At 67.9% G+C, this 22,502-nt stretch carries 18 protein-coding genes; 10 read left to right on the forward strand and 8 right to left on the reverse strand.

Annotated elements, in window-relative coordinates:
• The first annotated feature begins 95 nt into the window (after window positions 1–95).
• From BLV94_RS36195 to groL, 5 genes are all read left to right on the forward strand, one after another.
• Window positions 96–1,097 (forward strand): zinc-binding alcohol dehydrogenase family protein, encoded by a 1,002-nt coding sequence (locus tag BLV94_RS36195; RefSeq protein ID WP_072948531.1) that lies wholly within the window; start codon window positions 96–98, stop codon window positions 1,095–1,097.
• Between the two features lie 12 nt (window positions 1,098–1,109).
• On the forward strand, window positions 1,110–2,003 hold the full coding sequence (locus BLV94_RS36200) for a universal stress protein (RefSeq protein WP_072948440.1): 894 nt from the start codon (window positions 1,110–1,112) through the stop codon (window positions 2,001–2,003).
• 20 nt (window positions 2,004–2,023) lie between these two features.
• A complete protein-coding gene (locus BLV94_RS36205) occupies window positions 2,024–2,803 on the forward strand; it encodes an HAD-IIA family hydrolase (protein ID WP_072948438.1) in 780 nt (259 codons plus the stop codon).
• Between the two features lie 80 nt (window positions 2,804–2,883).
• Complete coding sequence (locus BLV94_RS36210; protein ID WP_072948436.1) at window positions 2,884–3,438, forward strand: DUF6764 family protein; 555 nt, start codon at window positions 2,884–2,886, stop codon at window positions 3,436–3,438.
• Window positions 3,439–3,667: 229 nt separating this feature from the next.
• Complete coding sequence (gene groL, locus BLV94_RS36215) at window positions 3,668–5,293, forward strand: chaperonin GroEL (RefSeq protein ID WP_072948434.1); 1,626 nt, start codon at window positions 3,668–3,670, stop codon at window positions 5,291–5,293.
• A gap of 179 nt (window positions 5,294–5,472) precedes the next feature.
• Here the strand turns inward: groL and BLV94_RS36220 are convergent, their stop codons facing one another.
• Entirely contained in the window at window positions 5,473–5,679 is a 207-nt protein-coding gene (locus tag BLV94_RS36220) for a PspC domain-containing protein (RefSeq protein WP_072948529.1), read from the reverse strand.
• Window positions 5,680–6,412: 733 nt separating this feature from the next.
• Between BLV94_RS36220 and BLV94_RS36230 the strand changes: the two genes are divergently transcribed.
• Window positions 6,413–7,456, forward strand: coding sequence for an alpha/beta hydrolase (locus tag BLV94_RS36230; protein WP_072948431.1), 1,044 nt, complete (start codon window positions 6,413–6,415; stop codon window positions 7,454–7,456).
• Between the two features lie 73 nt (window positions 7,457–7,529).
• A complete protein-coding gene (locus tag BLV94_RS36235; RefSeq protein WP_241031315.1) occupies window positions 7,530–8,363 on the forward strand; it encodes an alpha/beta hydrolase family protein in 834 nt (277 codons plus the stop codon).
• 52 nt (window positions 8,364–8,415) lie between these two features.
• Here the strand turns inward: BLV94_RS36235 and BLV94_RS36240 are convergent, their stop codons facing one another.
• On the reverse strand, window positions 8,416–10,491 hold the full coding sequence (locus BLV94_RS36240) for a prolyl oligopeptidase family serine peptidase (protein ID WP_255315034.1): 2,076 nt from the start codon (window positions 10,489–10,491) through the stop codon (window positions 8,416–8,418).
• A gap of 67 nt (window positions 10,492–10,558) precedes the next feature.
• Here BLV94_RS36240 and lpdA point away from each other — a divergent pair, with 67 nt between their 5' ends.
• Window positions 10,559–11,962 carry a dihydrolipoyl dehydrogenase gene (gene lpdA / locus BLV94_RS36245; protein ID WP_072948424.1) on the forward strand — a complete coding sequence of 468 codons (1,404 nt, stop codon included), beginning with the start codon at window positions 10,559–10,561 and terminating at the stop codon, window positions 11,960–11,962.
• Window positions 11,963–12,075: 113 nt separating this feature from the next.
• Entirely contained in the window at window positions 12,076–12,525 is a 450-nt protein-coding gene (locus BLV94_RS36250) for a DUF5709 domain-containing protein (RefSeq protein WP_072948528.1), read from the forward strand.
• Here the strand turns inward: BLV94_RS36250 and BLV94_RS36255 are convergent.
• Window positions 12,518–12,928: a winged helix-turn-helix transcriptional regulator gene (locus BLV94_RS36255; protein ID WP_072948422.1), complete on the reverse strand. Its 411-nt coding sequence runs from the start codon at window positions 12,926–12,928 to the stop codon at window positions 12,518–12,520. The two genes, BLV94_RS36250 and BLV94_RS36255, sit on opposite strands and share 8 nt — an antisense overlap.
• A gap of 123 nt (window positions 12,929–13,051) precedes the next feature.
• On the opposite strand from BLV94_RS36255, the gene BLV94_RS36260 reads away from it, so the two are divergent.
• Window positions 13,052–13,909, forward strand: a complete 858-nt coding sequence (locus BLV94_RS36260) for an SDR family oxidoreductase (protein ID WP_072948421.1) — start codon at window positions 13,052–13,054, stop codon at window positions 13,907–13,909.
• Here BLV94_RS36260 and atzF read toward each other — a convergent pair.
• The 5 genes from atzF to BLV94_RS36285 form a co-directional block, all read right to left on the reverse strand.
• On the reverse strand, window positions 13,906–15,651 hold the full coding sequence (gene atzF, locus BLV94_RS36265; RefSeq protein WP_072948419.1) for an allophanate hydrolase: 1,746 nt from the start codon (window positions 15,649–15,651) through the stop codon (window positions 13,906–13,908). The two genes, BLV94_RS36260 and atzF, sit on opposite strands and share 4 nt — an antisense overlap.
• Entirely contained in the window at window positions 15,651–19,301 is a 3,651-nt protein-coding gene (gene uca, locus BLV94_RS36270; RefSeq protein WP_072948417.1) for an urea carboxylase, read from the reverse strand. The genes atzF and uca overlap by 1 nt, the downstream gene beginning before the upstream one ends.
• Before the next feature lie 70 nt (window positions 19,302–19,371).
• Window positions 19,372–20,811, reverse strand: a complete 1,440-nt coding sequence (locus tag BLV94_RS36275) for a short-chain fatty acid transporter (RefSeq protein ID WP_072948415.1) — start codon at window positions 20,809–20,811, stop codon at window positions 19,372–19,374.
• 42 nt (window positions 20,812–20,853) lie between these two features.
• Entirely contained in the window at window positions 20,854–21,387 is a 534-nt protein-coding gene (locus BLV94_RS36280) for a carboxymuconolactone decarboxylase family protein (RefSeq protein ID WP_072948413.1), read from the reverse strand.
• On the reverse strand, window positions 21,384–22,268 hold the full coding sequence (locus tag BLV94_RS36285) for an SDR family NAD(P)-dependent oxidoreductase (protein WP_072948412.1): 885 nt from the start codon (window positions 22,266–22,268) through the stop codon (window positions 21,384–21,386). Before BLV94_RS36285 ends, BLV94_RS36280 begins: the two co-directional genes overlap by 4 nt.
• Window positions 22,269–22,502: the final 234 nt, after the last annotated feature.

A 22,502-nucleotide genomic window follows, 5' to 3' on the forward strand; every position in this document is an offset into this window, starting at 1 on the left:
CGTGTCGTCGAGACACGGCCCTCCGGGTCCTGGCGGTGGCCACCCGTCACGGGCATTGTGGGGGTATGGCGGCGACGCAGGGCGGAACCGGAACGATGACCGCGTGGCGCGTGGTCGCTCCGGGCCCCGTCGCGGGCCACCCGCTGGAACGGGCGAGCGAGCCCATACCCGAGCCGGGGCCGGGCGAACTTCTCGTGAAGGTTCTGGCGTGCGGAGTGTGCCGCACCGACCTGCACGTGACCGAGGGGGATCTTCCCGTGCACCGGCCCCGGGTGATTCCCGGCCACGAGGTGGTGGGGGAGGTTGCCGCACTGGGGGATTCGGTGACCGAATCGTTCGCCGTCGGGGACCGGGTGGGCATCGCCTGGCTGCGGCGCACGTGCGGACAGTGCGCGGCCTGCCTGCGCGGCGCGGAGAACCTGTGCAGGCAGTCGCAGTACACGGGATGGGACGCGGATGGCGGGTACGCCGAATTCGCGACGGTCCCGGCCGACTACGCGCTGCACCTGCCGGCGGGGTACACGGACACCGAACTCGCCCCGCTGCTGTGCGCCGGGATCATCGGCTACCGGGCACTCGAGCGCGCCGCGGTCCCCGTCGGCGGCGCGCTCGGCATCTACGGGTTCGGCGGCAGCGCGCACCTCACCGCCCAGGTCGCGTCGACGCGCGGCGCCCGGGTGCACGTCATGACGCGAGGGGCGGAGGCCCGGGCGCTGGCGGAACGACTCGGGGCGACGTCCGTGCAGGGCGTGCGCGACACACCGCCTGAGCCCCTCGACTCCGCGATCCTGTTCGCCCCGGTCGGCGACCTGGTGCCCGTCGCGATGGAGGCGCTCGCCGACGGCGGCACCCTCGCCGTCGCCGGAATCCACCTCACCGACATTCCCGCGCTCGAGTACCAGCGGCACCTGTTCCGGGAACGGCAGATCCGCAGCGTCACTGCCAACACCCGTTCGGATTCCGTCGAATTCCTGCGCATCGCAGCGGAACACCGGCTGAGCATCGACACCCACCCGTACCCACTCGACCGCGCCGATCGGGCCCTCCGGGACCTGGCAGGCGGAAAGTTCAGCGGTGCAGCAGTTCTCGAGCCGTAGAGGGAGAGAGATATGAGCGAACACGCAGGGGCACCCGTCGTCGTCGGCATCGACGGGTCCCGGGCCGCACTCGACGCGGCGCGCTGGGCCGCGGGCACGGCGGTCCGGCTCGGTGCCCCGCTCCTGCTCGCCCACACGTACCCGGACGAGGCCACGTTCTACAACGGCACCGCGATGATGATCGACGCCCAGTTCATCCAGGAACTGCGCGAGGACGGCAACTCGATGCTCGACGCCGCCACCGCCGCCGCCCTGCAGGATCAACCCGGACTCGCCGTCGAGCGCGACGTCCGATCCGGGACCGCGGCATCCCATCTGATCGAGCTGTCCCGGGCGGCGCGGATCGTCGCGGTCGGCGCGCAGGGTGCGGGTGCGGTCACCGACTATCTCCTCGGATCCACGGTCCTCCGGACGGTCAACCACGCGCACAGCCCGGTCGCGGTGGTCCGGGGAGAGCCTGCGCCGGAATCACCGGACGCCCGCCCGATCGTCGTCGGCGTGGACGGCAGCCAGGTCAGTGAGAAAGCCGTCGAGGAGGCGTTCGCGCTCGCGTCCGCCTTCGGGGTCGGTCTGGACGCGGTGCACGCGTGGAGCGGGGAGAAGCAGCACGGACTCGCGCACGCGTCCAAGTACGTCGACTGGGCCGCGTACGAAGAAGGGGAGAAGGCCGTCGTGTCCGAATGCCTCGCCGGGACCCGCGACGAGTATCCCGACGTACCGGTGACCGAGGTGACGACACAGGGCGCGTCCGCCGACGTCCTGCTGCGGCACGCGGCGACCGCGCAACTGCTGGTCGTCGGAAGCCACGGCCGGGGCAAGGTGATGGGTGCCCTGCTCGGATCCGTCAGCCAGAATCTCGTGCATCACGCTCCCTGCCCCGTCCTCGTCTGCCGGACTCGGCAGTGACGCCGGGATAGGCTCCTGTCATGGCTGGGGTCGAGGGTGTCCTGCTCGATATAGACGGTGTGCTCGTTACTTCGTGGCATCCGATCGACGGCGCCGCCGCCGCGGTGCGGGAGGTGCGCGAGCGCGGACTCGCGTGCGCGTACCTCACCAACACGACGTCGAGGACGTGCGACGAGGTCGCCGACGGCCTCCGGTCGGCGGGCATCGAAGCCGACTCCGACGAGATCGTCACCGCGGCCCGGCTCACCGCCGAGTACGTCCGGTCGACCTATCCCGGGTCGCGGGCCTGGGTCCTCAACAGCGGCGACATCACCGCCGATCTGTCCGGGATCGAACTGGACGACGACAACCCGGAGGTGGTGATCCTCGGCGGCGCCGGGCCCGAATTCACCCACGCCGCACTCAGCCGCGTGGTCGAGTTGATGCTCGACGGCGTCCCCGTCGTGGCGATGCACCGGGGCACCACGTGGGCCACCCACGACGGGCTGCGCATCGACACGGGCACCTACCTCCCCGGGATGGAGGAGGTCGCGGGAACCAACGTCGTGTCGGTGGGCAAGCCGTCGCTCGCCGCGTTCCTCACCGCCACCGATCTGATGGGCACGGGACCGGACGTGACGATGATGGTCGGCGACGATCTGACGGGTGACGTCCTGGCTGCGCAGCGCGTGGGACTCATCGGTGTGCTGGTGCGGACGGGCAAGTTCCGCCAGTCGATTCTGGACCTCGCCGCGCAGCGACCGGACCACGTCGTCGACTCCGTCGCGCAGCTGCCGAAGCTCCTCGACGAACTCGCCTGAGCGGGGTCCGGGACTAACCGGCCCGGAGCGGGTACTCTCGCGGCGAATCCTCCAATTCGACGTTCCCAGAAGGAGCTTCCATGCTCGCTGTCTCCACCCCCGTCACCTCGACCGCCTCGGCATCGCGTACTCGTATCTCGTCTCTCTTCGGCCGACGGCTGGCACGTGTGGGAGCGGCGATGGCCGTGGGTCTGGGCGTCGCGGCGGGAATCTCGGTGGCAGGCGCAGGTGTCGCCGGTGCCGCCCCCGTCAACTGCGTCTCCCCGCCGTCGGCCAACGACGTCCAGGTGTCGGACACCGCGAGCTGCGGCGCCAAGGCGACCGAGGCCGGCACCGCCCACGCGATGGCCGCGGACAGCGGCACCGCGGTGAGCGTCGCCAACGGGCACAGCGGCGCCACCACGTACGCCAACGGGTACGGAACGTCGCTCGGTGCGTCGACGGGCTCGGGTCAGGCGTACGCGGTCTCGCTCGGCGGCGGCATCGCCCGTTCCGGTGCGGCCGACGGCACGACCACCGTCGCGATCGCGGGCTGGGGTTCGGGTGCGACGGCCGACGCGAACGGCGTGGACTGCGTCGGCGCGCTGTCTCTCGCCTTCAACCTGAACACCGGTCAGGTCTGCGCGATGCGCTGATCGCCCCGGCGCAGCGCTTCCGTCCCGACCTTGCACTCACCCTGTTCGAGTGCTAAAAATGCACTTGGCACTCGCCGCGGGTGAGTGCCAGGTCGGGACGGTGAGACCGGGAACCACAGACACCCCTGGTCGTCCGTCGCGGGCACCGAACTCGGCCGAAGGCGTAAATGAGGCGACCCGACTAGCGGTCGCCTTGTGTGTCACCCCCAATCCGGAGGATCACTTCGCAATGGCCAAGATCATCGCGTTCGACGAAGAGGCCCGTCGCGGCCTCGAGCGGGGACTCAACGCCCTCGCCGACGCAGTCAAGGTGACGTTGGGCCCCAAGGGTCGCAACGTCGTGCTCGAGAAGAAGTGGGGCGCCCCCACGATCACCAACGATGGCGTGTCCATCGCCAAGGAGATCGAGCTCGAGGACCCCTACGAGAAGATCGGTGCCGAGCTGGTCAAGGAGGTCGCCAAGAAGACTGACGACGTCGCCGGCGACGGAACCACCACCGCTACCGTTCTCGCCCAGGCTCTCGTCCGTGAGGGCCTCCGCAACGTCGCTGCCGGCGCCAACCCGCTGGGTCTGAAGCGCGGCATCGAGAAGGCCGTCGAGGCCGTCACCGTGCGTCTGCTCGAGACCGCCAAGGAGATCGACACCAAGGAGCAGATCGCTGCTACCGCTGGTATCTCCGCAGGCGACCCGTCCATCGGCGAGCTCATCGCCGAGGCCATGGACAAGGTCGGCAAGGAAGGCGTCATCACGGTCGAGGAGTCCAACACCTTCGGCCTGCAGCTCGAGCTCACCGAGGGCATGCGCTTCGACAAGGGCTACATCTCGGCGTACTTCGCCACCGACCCGGAGCGTCAGGAAGCCGTCCTCGAGGACGCGTACATCCTGCTCGTGAGCTCCAAGATCTCCACGGTCAAGGACCTGCTGCCGCTGCTGGAGAAGGTCATCCAGTCCGGCAAGCCGCTGGTCATCATCGCCGAGGACGTCGAGGGCGAAGCCCTGTCCACCCTGGTGGTCAACAAGATCCGTGGCACCTTCAAGTCCGTGGCCGTCAAGGCTCCCGGCTTCGGTGACCGTCGCAAGGCTCAGCTCGCCGACATCGCCATCCTCACCGGTGGCGAGGTCGTCAGCGAAGAGGTCGGCCTCTCCCTGGAGACCGCCGGACTCGAGCTGCTCGGCCAGGCACGCAAGGTCGTCATCACCAAGGACGAGACCACCATCGTCGAAGGCGCGGGAGACCCCGAGGCCATCGCCGGTCGCGTGTCCCAGATCCGCGCCGAGATCGAGAACAGCGACTCGGACTACGACCGCGAGAAGCTGCAGGAGCGTCTGGCCAAGCTGGCCGGTGGCGTTGCAGTCATCAAGGCCGGCGCTGCCACCGAGGTGGAGCTCAAGGAGCGCAAGCACCGCATCGAAGATGCCGTGCGTAACGCCAAGGCTGCCGTCGAAGAGGGCATCGTCGCCGGTGGTGGCGTGGCTCTGCTGCAGTCGGCTCCCGCACTGGACGACCTGAAGCTCGAAGGTGACGAGGCCACCGGTGCGAACATCGTTCGCGTCGCCCTCGAAGCTCCGCTGAAGCAGATCGCCTTCAACGCGGGCCTCGAGCCCGGCGTCGTTGCCGAGAAGGTTCGCAACCTGCCCGCAGGTCACGGCCTCAACGCCTCGACCAACGAGTACGGCGACCTGCTCGAAGCCGGCATCAACGACCCGGTCAAGGTCACCCGCTCCGCGCTGCAGAACGCAGCGTCCATCGCGGCTCTGTTCCTGACCACCGAGGCCGTCGTCGCCGACAAGCCGGAGAAGGCCGGAGCGCCCGTGGGCGACCCGACCGGCGGCATGGGCGGTATGGACTTCTAAAGGCGGCTACGCCTACCGTGCGTGGCCGAGGAGTCCTCGGACTCGTTCACCGCGCACGGGCACGAAGTGCTCCGACAGAGCCCGGGACACCAACTGGTGTCCCGGGCTCTTTCTCGTCTGTGCGTCGTTTGCCGGGTCCGTTTCACGGCCACAGTGCTTTTCGGGGTTGTGTTCTCGTCTCAGTGTCCGGCAGGCATCAGCATCCAGGCGGCGAGGTAGACGAGGGCCGCGGTGCCGCCGGTGACCAGAGTGGCCACCACGGTGAGCAGGCGGACGAGGTTGACGTCCACCGAGAAGTATTCGGCGATGCCGCCGCAGACGCCTGCGAGCATCTTCTGGCTGTCGGAACGGGTGAACTGGCGGGGAGTGTTGCTGTCGAATGTCATGCCTCCATCCTGTTCGGTGAAACCGGTCCGCACCATCGGGATGTACCCCGATCTCCACCCTGGTCTTTCACCCTGAGCAGTGACGACGCGCCGAAGAACTAGAAATCCCACTCTTCGGGTCGAATTGGTGTAATACTGAAGAATTTTTTGCGTCATCTATTTTTCTGGACAAATGAGATGCGTGTACCACGGCCAAAGAAGAGATGTGCGAAATTCGCCAACTCTTCGTTTCTTCGAAGGGGAATTCAAGGGCAACGACAAGAAAATGCCCGGAAACGGTGAATCGAGGTATGTTCTGTCGCTCTTCGATTACGGAATCGGGAATCCGGGGGTCGAGGTCTCGGCGTATTCCCTGGTGGTGCGGCGTGTTTCGGAGGTAATTGGGGATTTGCCGGTGTTTGATCAACGGTTCTTCGTTAAGTCAACGATCGCAAATGTTTACCACTTCGTGCTTATTCGGAGCGAAAACTCGGGTACAAATGACGGAGCCCCTGATCGCAGGGGGAGTTCGAAAATCCACTGCGTCGAATAGGAGTAATACTATGTCCGACAGCCTTTTGGGTCTGCTCGAAGCGCTCACCACACTGATCGGCTTCCTCGGGTCCGTCGGGGGATAGGGACACCCCGTTTCGACCCCACTTCTGAACGAGAGCTGGAGTTCGCATGACATCATGTGGGCTCCAGCTCTCGCCTCTACGGAGTCGGGCAGGCGACGTCGCAGCGAAGGAGAACGATGGTCAACCGCACTGCAGCGGGTAGGTACGGGGTGCGCTTGGCGCTCGCGGTCGCTCTGACGACGGCCGTTCCCTGCCTCGGGGTCCAGGCGTCCGCTTACGCAGATCCCGCCGAAGACGCCACTGTCGCGGACGGCGGCTCCCACCTGGTGAGCACCGACCCGATCGACGACCGGCAGTCGACCATTCACGTGTACTCGGCGTCCATGGACCGCGAGATTCCGCTGCGGGTGATCACCCCCGCGGACACGAGCGCGCCGAGGCCGACGCTCTACCTGCTCAACGGTGCGGGCGGCGGCGAGGACTCCGCCACGTGGCAGGCCCGGACCGACGTCGTCGACTTCTTCGCCGACAAGAACGTCAACGTCGTCACGCCCATGGAGGGCGCGTTCAGTTACTACACGGACTGGGAGCAGACCGACCCGGAACTGGGCAACAACAAGTGGACGACGTTCCTCACGCAGGAACTTCCGCCGATCGTCGACTCCGCGCTCGGCACCAACGGCGTCAACTCGATCGCCGGCATCTCGATGGCCGGTAGCTCCGTGCTGAGCCTGGCGCAGTCGGCGCCCGACCTGTACCAGAGCGTCGGCGCCTACAGCGGGTGCGCGATGACCAGTACCGACCCCGGTCGCGCGTACGTACGTATGGTCGTCGAGGGTCGCGGCGGCGGCGACACCTCCAACATGTGGGGTCCTGAAGACGGTCCGGGGTGGGCCGCCAACGACCCGTACATCAACGCGGAGAAGCTGCGCGGACTCGACATCTATGTCAGCAACGGATCCGGGCTGCCCGGGGCGGGCGATCAGCTGAACGCACCGGGAATCAACGGCGACGTCGGAACGCTCGCCAACCAGATCCTCGTCGGCGGCGCCATCGAGGCCGCCACCAACCAGTGCACCCATGCGCTGGCGGACAGACTGAACGAACTGCAGATTCCCGCGACGTTCGACTTCCGGCCCACCGGCACCCACTCCTGGACCTACTGGCAGGAAGACCTGCACAAGTCGTGGCCGATGCTCGCCGCGTCGATCGGCCTCTAGCGTCCGGTCTCGGAACAGAATCGACCCCCGCAGATCCCGGATCTGCGGGGGTCGAGCCGTCTAGTCTGACGAAGTGGAGACAGTACCGATCCAAATGCCCGACGGAACCACCACTCCGGTTCGCCTGTTTCCCGGCCCGGACGACGCCCCCGTGATCGTGGTGTTTCCCGGCCTGGGAATTCCCGCCGGCTACTACGAACCCTTCGCCGAGGAACTCGTGTCCCGGGGATTCAACGCGGCGATCGGCGAACTCCGCGGCCAGGGCGACAGCCGCCCCCGCCCGAGCAGCGACAGCACGTACGGCTACCACGAACTGGTGGCCCTCGACTTTCCCGCGATCTTCGAAGTGGTGCGCGAGCGTTTTCCTGCGGCGACGCCGTTCCTGCTGGGGCACAGCATGGGCGGTCAGCTCGGTGTGATGTACGGGGCACGGATCCGGGGCCGGCTCGGCGGGATCGTGCTCGTCGCGTCGGGGTCGCCGTATCACCGCGGGTTCCCCGGGATCCATGCCCCGCGGATGCTCGTCGGCGCCGCGGCGATGTCGATGACCGCCAACCTCGCCGGGTTCTGGCCAGGCGACAAACTGGATATCGGCGGGTTCGGGCGGCAGTCGAAGGTGCTGATCACCGATTGGTCGCGATTCGCCCGCACCGGCAGGATCGAACCCGACGGCGCCGACATCGATTACGAGGAACGCATCGCCCGGCTGAAACTGCCGGTGCTGTCCGTGACCGTCGAGGGGGACGATCTGGCTCCGGAATCGGCGGCGAAGAACCTCCTCGCGAAACTCCCCAACGCCGACGTCACCCTGTGGCACCAGCCGCAACCACTCGGCCACAACGGGTGGATCCGCGAGCCCGCGAGCACCGTCGACCGGATCGTCGACTGGATCCACGACCACACCTGACCTGTGAGTACTTGTTAACCGCGGGCGGTTGAGAAGTACTCACAGGTGGGGGTCAACGGGTGAGCTGCTCCCACAGGAACGTGAACGTGAGCGCCGATTTGAACGCGGCCTGCGCGTTGTCCGCGGCCCCGCCGTGCCCGCCCTCGATGTTCTCGTAGTACCAGATCTCGTGGCCCTGCTCTTCGAGCAGCGCCGCCATCTTGCGGGCATGCCCGGGATGGACGCGGTCGTCGCGGGTGGAGGTGGTGACGAGGATCGGCGGGTAGTCCGCCGCCGCGTCGGTGTTCTGATACGGCGAGTACTCGCTGATGAACTTCCAGTCGTCCGGGTTGTCCGGATCGCCGTACTCGGCCATCCACGACGCCCCGGCGAGTAGCAGGTGGTACCGCTTCATGTCGAGGAGCGGGACCTGGCACACGATCGCGCCGAACAGTTCCGGGTAGCGGGTGAGCATGACGCCCATGAGCAGCCCGCCGTTGCTGCCGCCCTGGATTCCGAGCTGCTTCGACGTGGTGATACCCCGGGCCACGAGGTCGCGGGCGACCGCGGCGAAGTCCTCGAACGCTTTGTGCCTGCCCTCCCGCACCGCCTGGGTGTGCCACGACGGGCCGTACTCGCCGCCGCCGCGGATGTTCGCGACCACGTACGCGCCGCCGCGTTCGAGCCATGCGAACCCGACCGACCCGCTGTACCCGGGGACCATCGAGTTCTCGAAGCCGCCGTACCCGTACAGCATGGTGGGGCAGGGTCCGGTCACGTCGTCGCGGCGCACCACGAAATAGGGGATCTCGGTTCCGTCGTCGGACACCGCGAAGTGCTGCGACACCGACATGCCGTCCGCGTCGAAGAACGAGGGCGCCTGCTTGACGGGTTCGAGCGCACCACCGACGGAGCCGTACAGCAGCGTCGCAGGCGTGGTGAATCCGCTGGAGTTGACGAAGAAGTCGTCGCCGGTGCGTGGGTCGGTGCTGATGATCCCGCTCGCCGTGAGTTCCGGGACACCGTCGAGAGGCTTCTCCTCCCACCCGGTGTCGTTCGGCGTGAGCACCGACAGCTTGGTCTGCACGTCCGATAGTCGCACGAGGAGGAGGTGGTTCCTGGTCCACGTTCCCTGTTCGAGGGACGTGTGCTCGTCCGGGGTGAACAGCGGCGTCAGCTCGCGGGACCCGGCGAGGAAGTCGACGTAGTTCGCGACGAGTAGCGACCCGGCCGGGTAGACGGTGCCGTTCACCTCCCAGTCGGTGCGCGGACGGATGGTCAGCCACTCGCGGTACACGGACGAACCCGCGTCGTCCGGGGTGTCGATCCGGACCTTCGACCCGTCGGGGAGCAGTTCGTAGCGTTCGGAGTTGTAGAAGTCCATCGACCGGCCGACGAAGTGCCGCTCGTACCCGGGGGTGTCGTCGTACGACGCGCCGACGGACACGTCGGTGGTCTCGCCCTCGAAGACGGTGACCGCCTCGGTGAACGTGGTGCCGCGATGCCAGCGTTTCGCGATTCTCGGGTAGCCGGAGTCGGTCATCGAGCCTTCGCCGAAGTCGGTCCCGACGTACACGGTGTCCTTGTCGATCCAGCTGATGCTGGTCTTCGCCTCGGGCACGTCGAATGCGTGGTCGCCGCCGACGAATTCGCGCGTCTCGAGGTCGAATTCGCGCACCACGGACGCGTCGGCGCCGCCGCGCGAGAACGACAGCAGGGCACGTGACTGCTCGGGTCGCAGCACGCTGGCGCCTGCCCACACCCAGTTCTCGCCCTCCCGTTCGGCGAGTGCGTCGACGTCGAGCAGGACGTCCCAGTCGGGGTTGTCGGTGCGGTACTGCTCCAGGGTGGTGCGCCGCCAGATGCCGCGCTTGTGTTCGCCGTCGCGCCAGAAGTTGTAGAGGTACTCGCCGCGCATGCCCGCGTAGGGGATCCGGTCGTCCGTGTCGAGCACGTCCAGGATCCGGCTCTCCAGCGCGGAGAACCCGGCGTTCTCGGTGTACTCGGCGAGCGTGCGGGCGTTGCGTTCCCGCACCCAGTCGAGTGACCGTTCCGCGGTGACATCTTCGAGCCAGAGGAAGGGATCCGTCATGGCGCCATTCTTGCAGGCGGTGTCGTGCCTGGTCGCGGCGGGAAAGGTGTGACGGATGAGGCTACCCGCGGGTAACGCGACCGCGTGGAGACAGCGAATCGGGACGGGACTACCCTGAACAACCGTGACCTCACACTATGACGTCGTTGTCCTCGGAGCCGGTCCCGGTGGGTACGTCGCTGCTATCCGCGCGGCACAACTCGGACTGAGCACTGCCATCATCGAGCAGAAGTACTGGGGTGGTGTGTGCCTGAACGTGGGCTGCATCCCCTCGAAGGCTCTTCTCCGCAATGCCGAACTTGCGCATCTCTTCACAAAAGAGGCCAAGTTGTTCGGTATCTCGGGTGAGGCGTCCTTCGACTTCGGCGCCGCGTTCGACCGCAGCCGCAAGGTTGCCGAGGGCCGCGTCAAGGGCATCCACTTCCTGATGAAGAAGAACAAGATCCCCGAGTATGACGGCAAGGGCACCTTCACCGACGCCAACACCATCGAGGTCGCGCTCACCAAGGGCGGCACCGAGACGATCACGTTCGACAACGCGATCATCGCCACCGGCAGCACCACCAAGCTGCTGCCCGGCACCGAGCTGAGCACGAACGTCGTCACCTACGAAGAGCAGATCATGACCCGGGAGCTGCCCGGATCGATCCTCATCGTCGGTGCCGGCGCGATCGGCATGGAGTTCGGGTACGTGTTGAAGAACTACGGGGTCGACGTCACCATCGTCGAGTTCCTCGACCGCGCGCTGCCCAACGAGGACGCGGACGTCTCCAAGGAAATCGAGAAGCAGTACAAGAAGCTCGGCGTCAAGGTCATCACCGGTGCCGCCGTGCAGAGCATCGACGACGACGGCTCCAAGGTCACCGTCTCGATCAAGAACAACAAGTCCGGCGAGACCGAGTCGGTCGTCGTCGACAAGGTGATGCAGTCCGTCGGGTTCGCACCCCGCGTCGAGGGCTTCGGCCTCGAGAAGACCGGCGTGCAGCTCACCGACCGCGGCGCCATCGGCATCACCGACACCATGCAGACGTCGGTGCCGCACATCTACGCCATCGGTGACGTCACGATGAAGCTGCAGCTGGCGCACGTCGCCGAGGCGCAGGCCGTGGTGGCCGCCGAGACGATCGCCGGCGCCGAGACGCTGCCGATCGAGGACTACCGGATGATGCCGCGGGCGACGTTCTGCCAGCCGCAGGTCGCCAGCTTCGGTCTGACCGAGCAGCAGGCCAAGGACGAGGGCTACGACATCAAGGTCGCGACGTTCCCGTTCGCCGCCAACGGCAAGGCGCACGGCCTCGGCGACGCCACCGGCTTCGTCAAGCTGATCGCCGACACGAAGTACGGCGAGCTGATCGGTGGCCACCTCATCGGCCCCGACGTCTCCGAGCTGCTGCCCGAGCTCACCCTCGCGCAGAAGTGGGACCTCACGGTCAACGAGCTGGCCCGCAACGTGCACACGCACCCGACGCTGTCCGAAGCCCTGCAGGAGGCCATCCACGGCCTCGCCGGACACATGATCAACTTCTGACCCGAACACCGACGAGGGCCCGCACAGTCTCTGTGCGGGTCCTCGTCGTTTCCGGGCGGATCCGTTCCGCGATCCGATGGCGAACTGCCCGCAGCGATGGCATCGTGGGGAAGATGACCATGCCGGACAGCACGCCAGAAGGATCCGAGGGCGAGTACAGCCTGGACGAAGAGGACCAGCTGCAGCCGGAGGACACGTTGGTCGACCGAGGTGTGGACGACGTTCTCGACGAGGGGTATTCGCCTCCGGAGAAGCCGCTCGGGCTGAACGCATTCGGAACGACGGCGGCCGAGCAGCGCGAAGGCGAGACCCTCGATCAGCGGCTTGCGGAGGAGGAACCGGATCCGGCGTTCGAGGAGGACGAGAACGTGGAAATCCTCGATGACAACGAGGTCGGACGGCAGCGTTCGGGGCGGCTTCTCGCCGAGGACGAGGGTGTGGGGGAGGACGAGGAGAAGGATCTCGTTGCTTTCGACATCGGAATCGACGGGGGAGCGGCGTCGGCGGAGGAGGCCGCGGTCCACATCGTCGACGAAGAGTCCGACCTCGACGAACTCAGCTGACGCCGCGACCGGCGTCGTACCTTTCTTGCGCTGCCAGAACGTCGGGTACGCGCGATTCGACCAGTTCGATCAGGTCGATCAGGCGTGAACCGACCTCGGCGCCGAGCGGCGTAAGGCTGTATTCGACCTTCGGCGGGATGGCCTCGAGCACGTCGCGAACCACGAGGCCGTCTCGTTCGAGTGCTTGCAGTGTCTGCGACAGCATGCGTTCGCTGACGCCGTCGACGCGTCGGCGGAGTGCGCTGAATCGGTAGTTTCCCTCGGTCAGTGCCGCGAGCGCGAGCACACCCCAGCGGCCGGTGACGGTCTGCAGGGTCTCGCGAGACGCGCAGTTGCGCGCGAAGACGTCCGCTTCGAGGGTGCGGTCTTCGCTTTCCTGTGCTGGGTGAGCGGGCTCGGACATGCGTCCAGTGTATCCGACGAAGAGGAAGCACTTACTGAAGTATTTGCACTTACGAAAAATTAGTGCATGATGGAAAGTGAGCTTGAACAGTCAACTCGCACCACTACGCGCTAGGAGTTCGTCATGACCATCGCCGTCACAGGAGCAACCGGACACCTCGGCAGGCTCGTCGTCGAGGCACTGCTCGACAAGGGGACACCCGCCGCCGACATCGTCGCCGTGGTCCGCACCCCGGCCAAGGCAGCAGACCTCGCGGACAGGGGAGTCGAGGTCCGGCAGGCCGACTACAGCGATCGCGCCGCGCTCGAGACCGCATTCGCCGGCGTCGACAAGCTACTGCTCGTCTCCGGCAGTGAGGTCGGACAGCGGGTTGCCCAGCACGCCAACGTGATCGATGCCGCGAAGGCCGCCGCGGTCGGCTTCGTCGCCTACACCAGCGTTCTCGACGCGCAGAACAGCACGATCGGTCTGGCCGTGGAACACCGCGCCACCGAGGATCGGCTGGCACAGTCCGGGATCGACTTCGCGCTGCTCCGCAACGGCTGGTACTGGGAGAACTACCTCGGCAGCATTCCCGCGGCGGGCGAGACCGGTGCGCTGTTCGGGAGTGCCGGGACCGGTGTCGTCGCCGCTGCCGCCCGCAAGGACTACGCCGAGGCGGCCGCCGCCGTCCTGCTCTCCGACGGGCAGGCGAGCAAGGTCTACGAACTCGGCGGCGACGAGCGCCTGACGTACAGCGAACTGGCGGACGTCATTTCCTCCGTCATCGGAAAGCCGGTGTCGTACAAGGACCTTCCGCAGGCCGAGTACGCCGCGGCGCTCGAGGGTGCCGGACTGCCCGCACCGATCGCGAGTATGCTCGCCGATTCGGATGCGGGCGTGGCCATCGGCGCTCTCGACACCGAGAGCGGCGACCTGCAGAGGTTGATCGGCCGCAACTCGACCCCTGCCGCCACCGCCCTCGCCGTGAGTACTTCTTAACGTCGGGCGGTTAAGAAGTACTCACGGGCGTAAGCAACCCAGCTGCCGAACTCGGTGATGTCCGTGGCCCCGTCGACCGCGTCGTGGGTGCAGCTGAAGCCCACCACGGCGCGGCCGTCGGACAATTCGACGCTCGTCAGGGCCATCGGGGCGGGCAGCGCCGCGAGGAAGCTACCCAGCCCCGCAGCGGACACGCGGAACAGTTCCCCGGAAATCGGGGAGCCCGCGCCGGGACCGCGGCGCACAAGGCCGGGCTTGGGCGGGGTGGTGTCGAGCGCGGTGAGCCGGTACGCGTCGGTGGTGGTGACGGTGTCGACGTAGCGTGCCCCGATGTCCTCGAGTTGGAAGTGCAGGGGCTGCCCGCGCAGGTGCGCGCCGAACACGGCCAGTTCCACCCCCTCCTCGACGAGGGTGGGCGCGGGCGCGCCGAGCAGCCGGGCGGCGAGGTCGACGGCCACCTGATCGGCGAACGCCGGCACCACGAACATGACCCCGAACGGTTCGCCGGCGGCGGTCGGGACACCCGGGACGGCGACCGCCGCCATGTCGAGCAGGTTGCAGAAGTTCGTGTAGGTGCCCATCCGCCGGTTGATGCCGATCGGATCCGCTTGCACGGCAGCGATGGTCGGGTGTTCGGTGGTGGTGGGCAGCAGGAGTCCGTCGAAACCGGCCAGCAGATCCCGCGTCTGCGCCTTGACGCGGGTGAGCGTGTCGAGGTCGGCGGCGAACTCGTGGCCCGCGGGCTTGCGCGCCGACTCGACGATGGCGGTGACCACAGGATCGGCACCCGCAGGTGCCGTGTCGAGGAATTGCCCGACGGCGGTGTACCGCTCGGCGACGACGGCGCCGTCGTACAGCAACCGGGCGGCATCGAGCAGCGGGGAGATGTCGACCGCCTCGACGGCGAACCCGCGGTCCGTCAACGACGCGACCGTGTCGGCGAACGCCGCGCGGTACTCCGGCGTCAGCAGGGCGAGATTTGCTTCCGTGGGAATCGCGACGCGTGCATGCGCGGGCGCGGCGAGCCGGACGTCGGACGGCCACGCACGGCTGCGCGGGTCCGCGGTCGCGGGGCCAGACATGATGCGGGCGGCAGTCACCGCCGTGTCGAGTTCAGTGGCGAAGACGGTGACGCAGTCGTAGTCGACGCACGCCGGAACGACCCCGTCGGCGGGGATGACGCCGAGTGTCGCCTTGATTCCGACGAGGCCGTTGAACGCCGCCGGGACCCGGCCGGATCCCGCTGTGTCGGTGCCGATTCCGATGTCGGCGATGCCGAGGGCGACGGCCACCGCCGAACCCGAGCTGGATCCGCCCGACACACGTTCGGGGTCCCACGAGCACCGGACGGCGCCGTACGGACTGCGTGTCCCGACCAGTCCGGTCGCGAACTGGTCGAGGTTCGTCTTCCCGAGTACGACAGCGCCCTGGTCGACCAGGCGGCGCACGGCACTCGCGGTGACGTCCGGGAGATAGGCGAACTCGGGGCACGCGGCCGACGTCGGGAGTCCGGCGACGTCGATGTTGTCCTTGACCGCCACGACCTTCCCGGCCAGGGGCAGGTGCTCGCCGGCGTCGAGACGGGCCTGCACGGCAACGGCATCGGCGTGGACGTCCTCGGCGGGCCGGAGGGTGATCCACACCTCCGGGCGGTCCACCTCGGCGATCCGCCGGAAGGCGTCCTCGACCCGGGCGGTGGGGGACAGGGCGGCCTGTCCGCGGTTCACGGCATCGACAGTCATCAGTTTTCTGCTCCAATCACGACGAGAAGGGTGCCCGGTTCGACGATCGCGCCCGGTGACACGAGGACTTCGAGGACGGCGCCCGGCGAGGTGAACGCGACCGGCATCTCGAGTTTCATCGCCTCGAGCACCACGGCGTTCTGGCCCGCTTCGACGCGCTGCCCGGCCTCGACCTCGACGCGCCACACGCTGCCGACCATCGGCGCCTCGACGACGACGGCGCCCGGCGGGAAGTCGCCGCGCGCGGCCGGCTCGGGTGCGGTGACCTGTTCGACACGGTCGAATTCGCCCGACGCGCGCCACGCCGACTTCTCGGTCTCGAACGCCGCGGACTGCCGGGCGTCGAACTCGGCGATGGATTCGGCGTTGTCCTGCAGGAACTTCAGATGGTCGGCGAACGCGAACGTGCCGTCGGAGATCTCCGCGTCGAACCGCCCGGCCACCGCCTGCGCGCGGTACTCGCGCAACTGCTCCGGGGTGACGGGTTCCCACACGATGCGGTCGAAGAACCGGAACATCCAGGGTTTGCCCTCGTCGAACGGGCGGTGCTGCCGGTAGCCCGACCAGATCGGGACGGTGCGCCCGATCAGCTGGTAGCCGCCCGGCGACTCCATGCCGTAGACACACAGGTACTTGCCGCCGATCCCGACGGCGTCGGATGGCGTCCAGGTGCGGGCCGGGTTGTACTTGGTGGTGACCAGGCGGTGCCGCGGGTCGAGGGGCACGGCCAGCGGTGCACCGAGGTAGACGTCGCCGAGCCCCAGTACCAGGTATTCGGCGTCGAACACGGCGTCCCGGACTTCGTCGACGCTGCCCAATCCGTTGATCCGCCGGATGAATTCGGTGTTCGACGGCAGCCATGGCGCCTCGTCGCGGACCCCGCTGCGGTAGCGGTCGATGGCCTCCGCGATGGACGGGTCGTCGAACGACAACGGCAACCGGACCGTGCGACTCGGCACCACCAGATCGTGCGTCGCCGGCAGCAGTTCCTCGATGTCCTGGAGGACGTCCAGCAGCCTCCCGGCCGGGAGGCGGTCGGCGTCGAAGTGCAGGTGAAGCGACCGGACACCCGGCGTGATGTCGATGACGCCCGGGACGCGGCGCCGGACCAGCGCCTCCGACAACGCGTGGACGCGCATGCGGAGTCCGAGATCCAGTTCCCGGTCCCCGTATTCGACGAGGACGTTGTCGTCGCCGGCGCGCAGGTACGCGACCTCCGGTCGGTCCAGAATCGGCGCGATGCGGTGCAGCACCCCGCCGTCGCTGTTCGACGACCGGGTCACCGCGGGCGGAACATCCAGTCTGCGAGACGAATCCGAAGAACGCAGTGAGTCCGCACCGTCGTCGGAGACCGCGACGAACCGCACGCTGTCGCCGGGCCGGATCTGCCCGAGCTTCCACCGGTGGGCCTTGGCGACGGTGAGCGGGCACGCGAAGCCGCCGAGGCTCGGCCCGTCGGGTCCGAGCAGAATCGGAGTGTCGCCCGAGACGTTGAGGGCTCCGACGCTGTACGCGTTGTCGTGCAGGTTCGACGGGTGCAGTCCGGCGTCGCCGCCGTCGGTTCTCGACCACACCGGCTTGGGGCCGTCGAGCCGGAGTCCGGTCCGGTTCGCGTGGGTCTGGACCTTCCAGCTGGTGTCGTAGAACTGCGCCATGTCGGAATCGGTGAAGTAGGCGGGCGCCGGCTGCGGTCCCTCGGTGACGGCGAGATGCCACACGTGCGTGAACTCCGGGATCGAGTCCTCCGGGACGGGATGCGGCGCGCCGAGACCCGTCGTGTTCTCGAACAGCGAGTCGTCGAACAGGCCTAGCACATCGCCCGTGGCGACGGCCTTACCCGTGATGCCGCCGAACCCGCCGAGCGTGAACGTGGCTGCGCTGCCGTGATACAGCGGGGCGTCGATCCCGCCCCGGAACGCGACGTACGTGCGCAGACCCGTGTCCGCCGGAGTGCCGACGTCGAGTACGGATCCGGCCGGCGCTTCCACCGGGTGCCACAGAGGGATCGGCTCGCCGTCGAGGGTGACGGGGGCATCGGCGCCGCCCACGCAGATCACGGTGGCATCCGAGAACACCAGGCGCGGCCCCTGCAGGGTGCATTCGAGCCCCGGTGCGCCGGCCGGATTGCCGACCGCCGTGTTGACCAGCTGGAACGACAGGTCGTCCATCGGCCCGGACGGGGGAATTCCGACCTCCCACAGGCCGATCCGGCCCGGATGGTCCTGCACCGTCGTCATGGTTCCCGCACGGAGGACGTCGACGCGACGCCCGGTGGCCCGCAGATCGGCCAGCGACTGCGTGGTGTGCGCGGCGTCCAGAACGGTGTCGGCGACGCAGATCCGCCGGAGCTGGGGAAGGTTGGTCTGGATTCCGTAGATGTGGGTGTCGGCGAGCGCCTCCGCGAGGGCGGCGAACGCCGCCGTGCGCCGGTGCCCGCGGGTGATCACCTTCGCCAGCATCGGGTCGTAGAAGGCGCTCACCTCGGTGCCCGTGTCGACCCACGTCTCCACCCGCGTGTGAGCCGGGAACTCCACACCCGTGAGGCGTCCGGCGCTGGGACGGTAGTCGTGGCCGGGGTCCTCGGCGTAGATGCGGGCCTCGACGGCGGTTCCCCTGATCTCGGGTCCGGAGTCGGGCAGCCCGTCCAGCATGGAACCGTCGCCGCGGGCGAGCCTCAGCATCCACTCGACGAGATCCACCCCGGTGACCTCCTCGGTCACCGGGTGCTCCACCTGCAGTCGGGTGTTCATCTCGAGGAACGACGCCTCACCGCGGTCCACGTCGTAGACGAACTCCACGGTTCCGGCCGACCGGTAGTTCACCGAGGACGCGAGACCGCGGGACGCGGCCAGCAGTCGCTCCACCACCTCGTCGGAGAGTCCGGGCGCCGGCGCCTCCTCGACCACCTTCTGATTGCGGCGCTGCAGCGAGCAGTCGCGGGTGCCGAGGCTGAGCGTGCGGCCGTGGCCGTCACCGAACACCTGCACCTCGATGTGCCGGGCGCGGGCCACGAAGCGTTCCAGGAACACCCCCGACGAGGAGAAGTTTGCCTGGGCGAGGCGCTGGACGCGGTCGTAGGCTTCGCGGAGCTCCGTGGCGTCGAAGCACGCCTGCATCCCGATGCCGCCACCGCCGCCGACCGCCTTGATCATCACCGGATAACCGATCTCGGAAGCCGCGGACAGGGCGGCGTCCGCGGAGTCGAGGAGCCCGCTGCCCGCGACGAGCGGGACGCCGACGGCGCGTGCGGCCTCGCGTGCCGTGTGCTTGTTCCCGAACGTGCGCAACTGTTCGGGAGTGGGACCGACGAACGCGATGCCCGCGGATTCCGCCGCCGCGGCGAACGCGTCGTTCTCCGACAGGAACCCGTACCCGGGATGAATCGCGCCTGCGCCCGTGGCGAGTGCGGCCTCCACGACGGCGTCGGCCCGCAGATACGACTCGTGGGCGGGAGCCGGGCCCAGCCGGACGGCGACGTCGGCCATCTCGACGTGCGCGGCCGCGGAATCGGCGTCGGAATACACCGCAACCGTCTTCAGTCCGAGAAGATGCGCGGTTCGCATGATGCGGCAGGCGATTTCGCCCCGGTTCGCGACGAGCAGGGTGTCGAAGGAGTACTCGATCGGCGGCGTATTCATCCCTGTGGACATGGTTGTATACGCTAAGGACGGGGTGTTTCACCGAGATTTCTCGAAGTAAAGCGTGGGTTAGTAACACCTCTCACGGTGTCGAGGGCTGCACCGGGGGGACGAAGTCGAACGTCGTGCCGAGCAGCCACACCAGCAGCAGGACCACCGGCAGGTGGAACATGAACTGCAGGAACGTGAATCCCACCAGATCGCGTGCCCTGAGCCCCAGCACCGCGAGCAGCGGCAGCATGAAGAACGGGTTGATCAGGTTCGGCAGCGCCTCGGCGACGTTGTACACCTGGACCGTCCAGCCCAGGTTCATCCCGACGTCGGTGGCCGACTGCATGACGTACGGTGCCTCGACCAGCCACTTTCCGCCGCCGGACGGCACGAACAGGCCCAGCACGACGGTGTAGAGGGCGATGACGACGGTGAACGCTCCGCCGCTGCCGATGTTCGTGAAGAACTCGGCCAGGTGCTCCGAGATGGTGAGGCCGTTTCTGCCCTCGGCCTTGGTGAGGATCGCGGCCATCGCGGCATACAGCGGAAACTGGACCAGGATGCCTGCCGTGGCCGGGACGGCCAGGGCGACGGCCTGCAGGAATTTACGCGGCGTCCCGTGCAGCACCAGCCCCAGCATGAGGAAGACCAGCAGATAGCCGTTCAGGCTGCTGACGACGGTGAGCAGGGGTTTGGTCGCCAGCTGAGAGACGAGCCATCCCAACGTCATCAGACCGGCCAGTATCGGCAGGATCCGGCTGTACTCGAGCCACTCTCCCGGTCGCGATCGAGGCGGGACGTCCTTCGGCCGGTCGTCGAGGTCCACCTCCAGGTCGTGGGCGGTGGTGACGGCGGCGCCCCTCGGCGCCGAGAAGTGGGCGATCACCACGGTCAGGGCGATGATGATCACGCACATCAGCAGCGACTGCCACGTGAAGATCGTGGTCCCGAAGTCGAGGACGCCGGTGATCGTCAGCAGCGCCGGCGGCAGGGACGCGGCGGTGGCCTGGAGTTGGGCGGCGGAGGACGACATGCCGAGCGCCCACACCGCGCCGAGGCCCATGAAGGCCGCCGCGCCCAGAGCGCGGTAGTCCACCCGCAGATCGGTTCGGCGCGCGATCGCCCGGGCCAGCAGCCCGCCGAACACCAGGCTGAGCCCCCAGTTCAGGAACGAGACCGACATGGACAGGAAGGCCACGAAACTGACTGCGCTGCGTGCAGTCCCGGGCACCGTCGCCAGACGGTCGATCAGCCGGGCCACCGGTGGGGACGTCGCGACGACGTACCCGGTCAGCACCACCATCGCCATCTGCAGGGTGAACGCGGTCAGATCCCAGAACCCGTCGCCGAACGCGTCCACCACTTCCTGCGGAGACGAACCGTTGGCCAGTGCGGCCACCGCGACGACGAAGACACCGACGAGGGCGAAGACGTAGGCGTCCGGAAACCACTTCTCCGTCCACCCGGCCAGCGACTGCGCAACCCGCGCCAGACCCTTCTCGGAACGGACGTCTTCGGTGGCGGAGGTCATGCAGCCGTTCCTCTTCTCTGCGTTCTCTGCGCTGTGCGGAACCTAGGAGTAGTCGCGTTCGATCCTCAGCGTCCCGATGGTGGTGGCCAGGGCGTCGTACTGGGTCACCAGAAAACAGAACTCGATCAGCCGGCGATCGTCGAAGTACACGCCGAGCGCCGACCACGTGGCATCGTCCAGATTGTCGGTGGTGACGAGTTGGTCGACAGCGGTGAGGATGGCGCGGCGGCGCGCGTCCCAGCCTTCCGCGTCGGGACCTTCCAGCACCTGTTCGAGCAGCGCCGGGGTGACGCCGGCCCGGCGTCCGAGGCGCACGTGGTGGTCCATCTCGTAGCCGCACTTCCGCAGGTGCGCCACCCGGAGGATGATCAGTTCGGTCTCGTGGCGGGAGATCTTTCCGCCCGGCATCAGCTTGCCGGAGTAGTGCAGCCACGCGCGGAAGAGACCCCCCGTGTGGCCCACCGTGCTGAACAGATGCGCGTCCGGGACGCCGGCGACGCGGGAGATGACGCGCCACAGCACCCAGTTGACGGGGCCGAGTTCCTTCAGACGTCCCGGTGGAATGCGTGCGGTCACGCCGCCCCCTCTCCTTCTACTCGCCCCCTGGCAGGAACGGTTGCGTGCGTGCGTAGTTCGATCGACCGGGTCATCTCGGTCGCCCGAGATGCGAGGCCCCGATGTGGGAGGGCCCGGAGTGCGAGCATACGCACAGAATCCGTCCCGGGTACCCGGGACGGCGCGGAAATCCGGTTCTTCCGTCCCGCGATTCCCCGTTCGAGCGCGTCGACCGCCACCGTGATCGAGGACGTCCGGGCGAGTGCGCTGCCGCGGGGTGCGGGGACCGCGACGCCGTCGAAACCGATCAGGGTGCGATCGGTGTCGATCTCGCCGAGCCGGGCGATGCCGACCCGGGTCCCGAACGGCTTCAACTCCTCCCGCAGCGCCTCGCCGAGTTCCTCGGCGCCGCCTCTCGTCGCGCTGTGGACGCCACGCAGCGGGTCGAATGCCGTCGACGATGCCACGACCAGCGCGTATCCGTTGCGATGCCCGATGTACGGCCCCGCGGCCCGCAGCGTGTGGTACGTCCCCAGCACGTTGACCTCGATGGCGTAGCGCATCACTTCCGGATCACCCGCGACAATGTGCGCCGGGGGTGTCACGCCCGCGTTCGCGACGACGACGTCGAGGCCGCCGAGCCGGTCGGTGAGGTAGTCGAACGAGTCCTCGACGGCACGCCGGTCGCGGATGTCGCACCGGCGCCACGGCGCCCGGCCGCAGGTGGTGGCAGTCTGTTCGAGGAGTTCGGGTTCGAGGCCGAGCAGCCCGACGTGGGCGCCCCGCTCGTGAAGTCGTCTGGCGAGTCCGGCGCCGATTCCCCGGGCCGAGCCGGTGATCAGGACGCGACGTCCGACCAGATTCTCTTCGAGAGTGCGTGACCGCGGAGCGTAGCGCGCAATCCCGGTCCTTCAGGGCCGGATTAGTTCTCCAGGGGCGCTGCTCCGCCGTGGTGAGGGGAAATGTGGCGGTCGGTCACCGTGAGTGCGTGGTTTGCCGGTGATCGTCACGGCCGCAGTCCGGTGGGGTCGGTGCTGGTTGGGGGATACTTGAGGGGTGTTTCGGTCGACCCCGGATGCTCTATGGTGCCGGTGAGCCTGTGGATTAGTTTGGTGGCGGAGGGCACAGTTCGTCGT

It is taken from the genome of Rhodococcus koreensis (assembly GCF_900105905.1).
In the GTDB taxonomy this organism is placed as follows: Bacteria; Actinomycetota; Actinomycetes; order Mycobacteriales; family Mycobacteriaceae; genus Rhodococcus_F; species Rhodococcus_F koreensis.

Excerpts from the sequence above, each read along its gene's own strand:
- groL (WP_072948434.1), top strand. The coding sequence starts at position 3,668 with ATGGCCAAGATCATCGCGTTCGACGAAGAGGCCCGTCGCGGCCTCGAG.
- BLV94_RS36220 (WP_072948529.1), bottom strand. The coding sequence starts at position 5,679 with ATGACATTCGACAGCAACACTCCCCGCCAGTTCACCCGTTCCGACAGC.
- BLV94_RS36255 (WP_072948422.1), bottom strand. The coding sequence starts at position 12,928 with ATGTCCGAGCCCGCTCACCCAGCACAGGAAAGCGAAGACCGCACCCTC.
- BLV94_RS36250 (WP_072948528.1), top strand. The coding sequence starts at position 12,076 with ATGACCATGCCGGACAGCACGCCAGAAGGATCCGAGGGCGAGTACAGC.
- BLV94_RS36260 (WP_072948421.1), top strand. The coding sequence starts at position 13,052 with ATGACCATCGCCGTCACAGGAGCAACCGGACACCTCGGCAGGCTCGTC.
- BLV94_RS36195 (WP_072948531.1), top strand. The coding sequence starts at position 96 with ATGACCGCGTGGCGCGTGGTCGCTCCGGGCCCCGTCGCGGGCCACCCG.
- atzF (WP_072948419.1), bottom strand. The coding sequence starts at position 15,651 with ATGACTGTCGATGCCGTGAACCGCGGACAGGCCGCCCTGTCCCCCACC.
- uca (WP_072948417.1), bottom strand. The coding sequence starts at position 19,301 with ATGTCCACAGGGATGAATACGCCGCCGATCGAGTACTCCTTCGACACC.
- BLV94_RS36210 (WP_072948436.1), top strand. The coding sequence starts at position 2,884 with ATGCTCGCTGTCTCCACCCCCGTCACCTCGACCGCCTCGGCATCGCGT.
- BLV94_RS36200 (WP_072948440.1), top strand. The coding sequence starts at position 1,110 with ATGAGCGAACACGCAGGGGCACCCGTCGTCGTCGGCATCGACGGGTCC.
- BLV94_RS36205 (WP_072948438.1), top strand. The coding sequence starts at position 2,024 with ATGGCTGGGGTCGAGGGTGTCCTGCTCGATATAGACGGTGTGCTCGTT.
- BLV94_RS36275 (WP_072948415.1), bottom strand. The coding sequence starts at position 20,811 with ATGACCTCCGCCACCGAAGACGTCCGTTCCGAGAAGGGTCTGGCGCGG.
- BLV94_RS36230 (WP_072948431.1), top strand. The coding sequence starts at position 6,413 with ATGGTCAACCGCACTGCAGCGGGTAGGTACGGGGTGCGCTTGGCGCTC.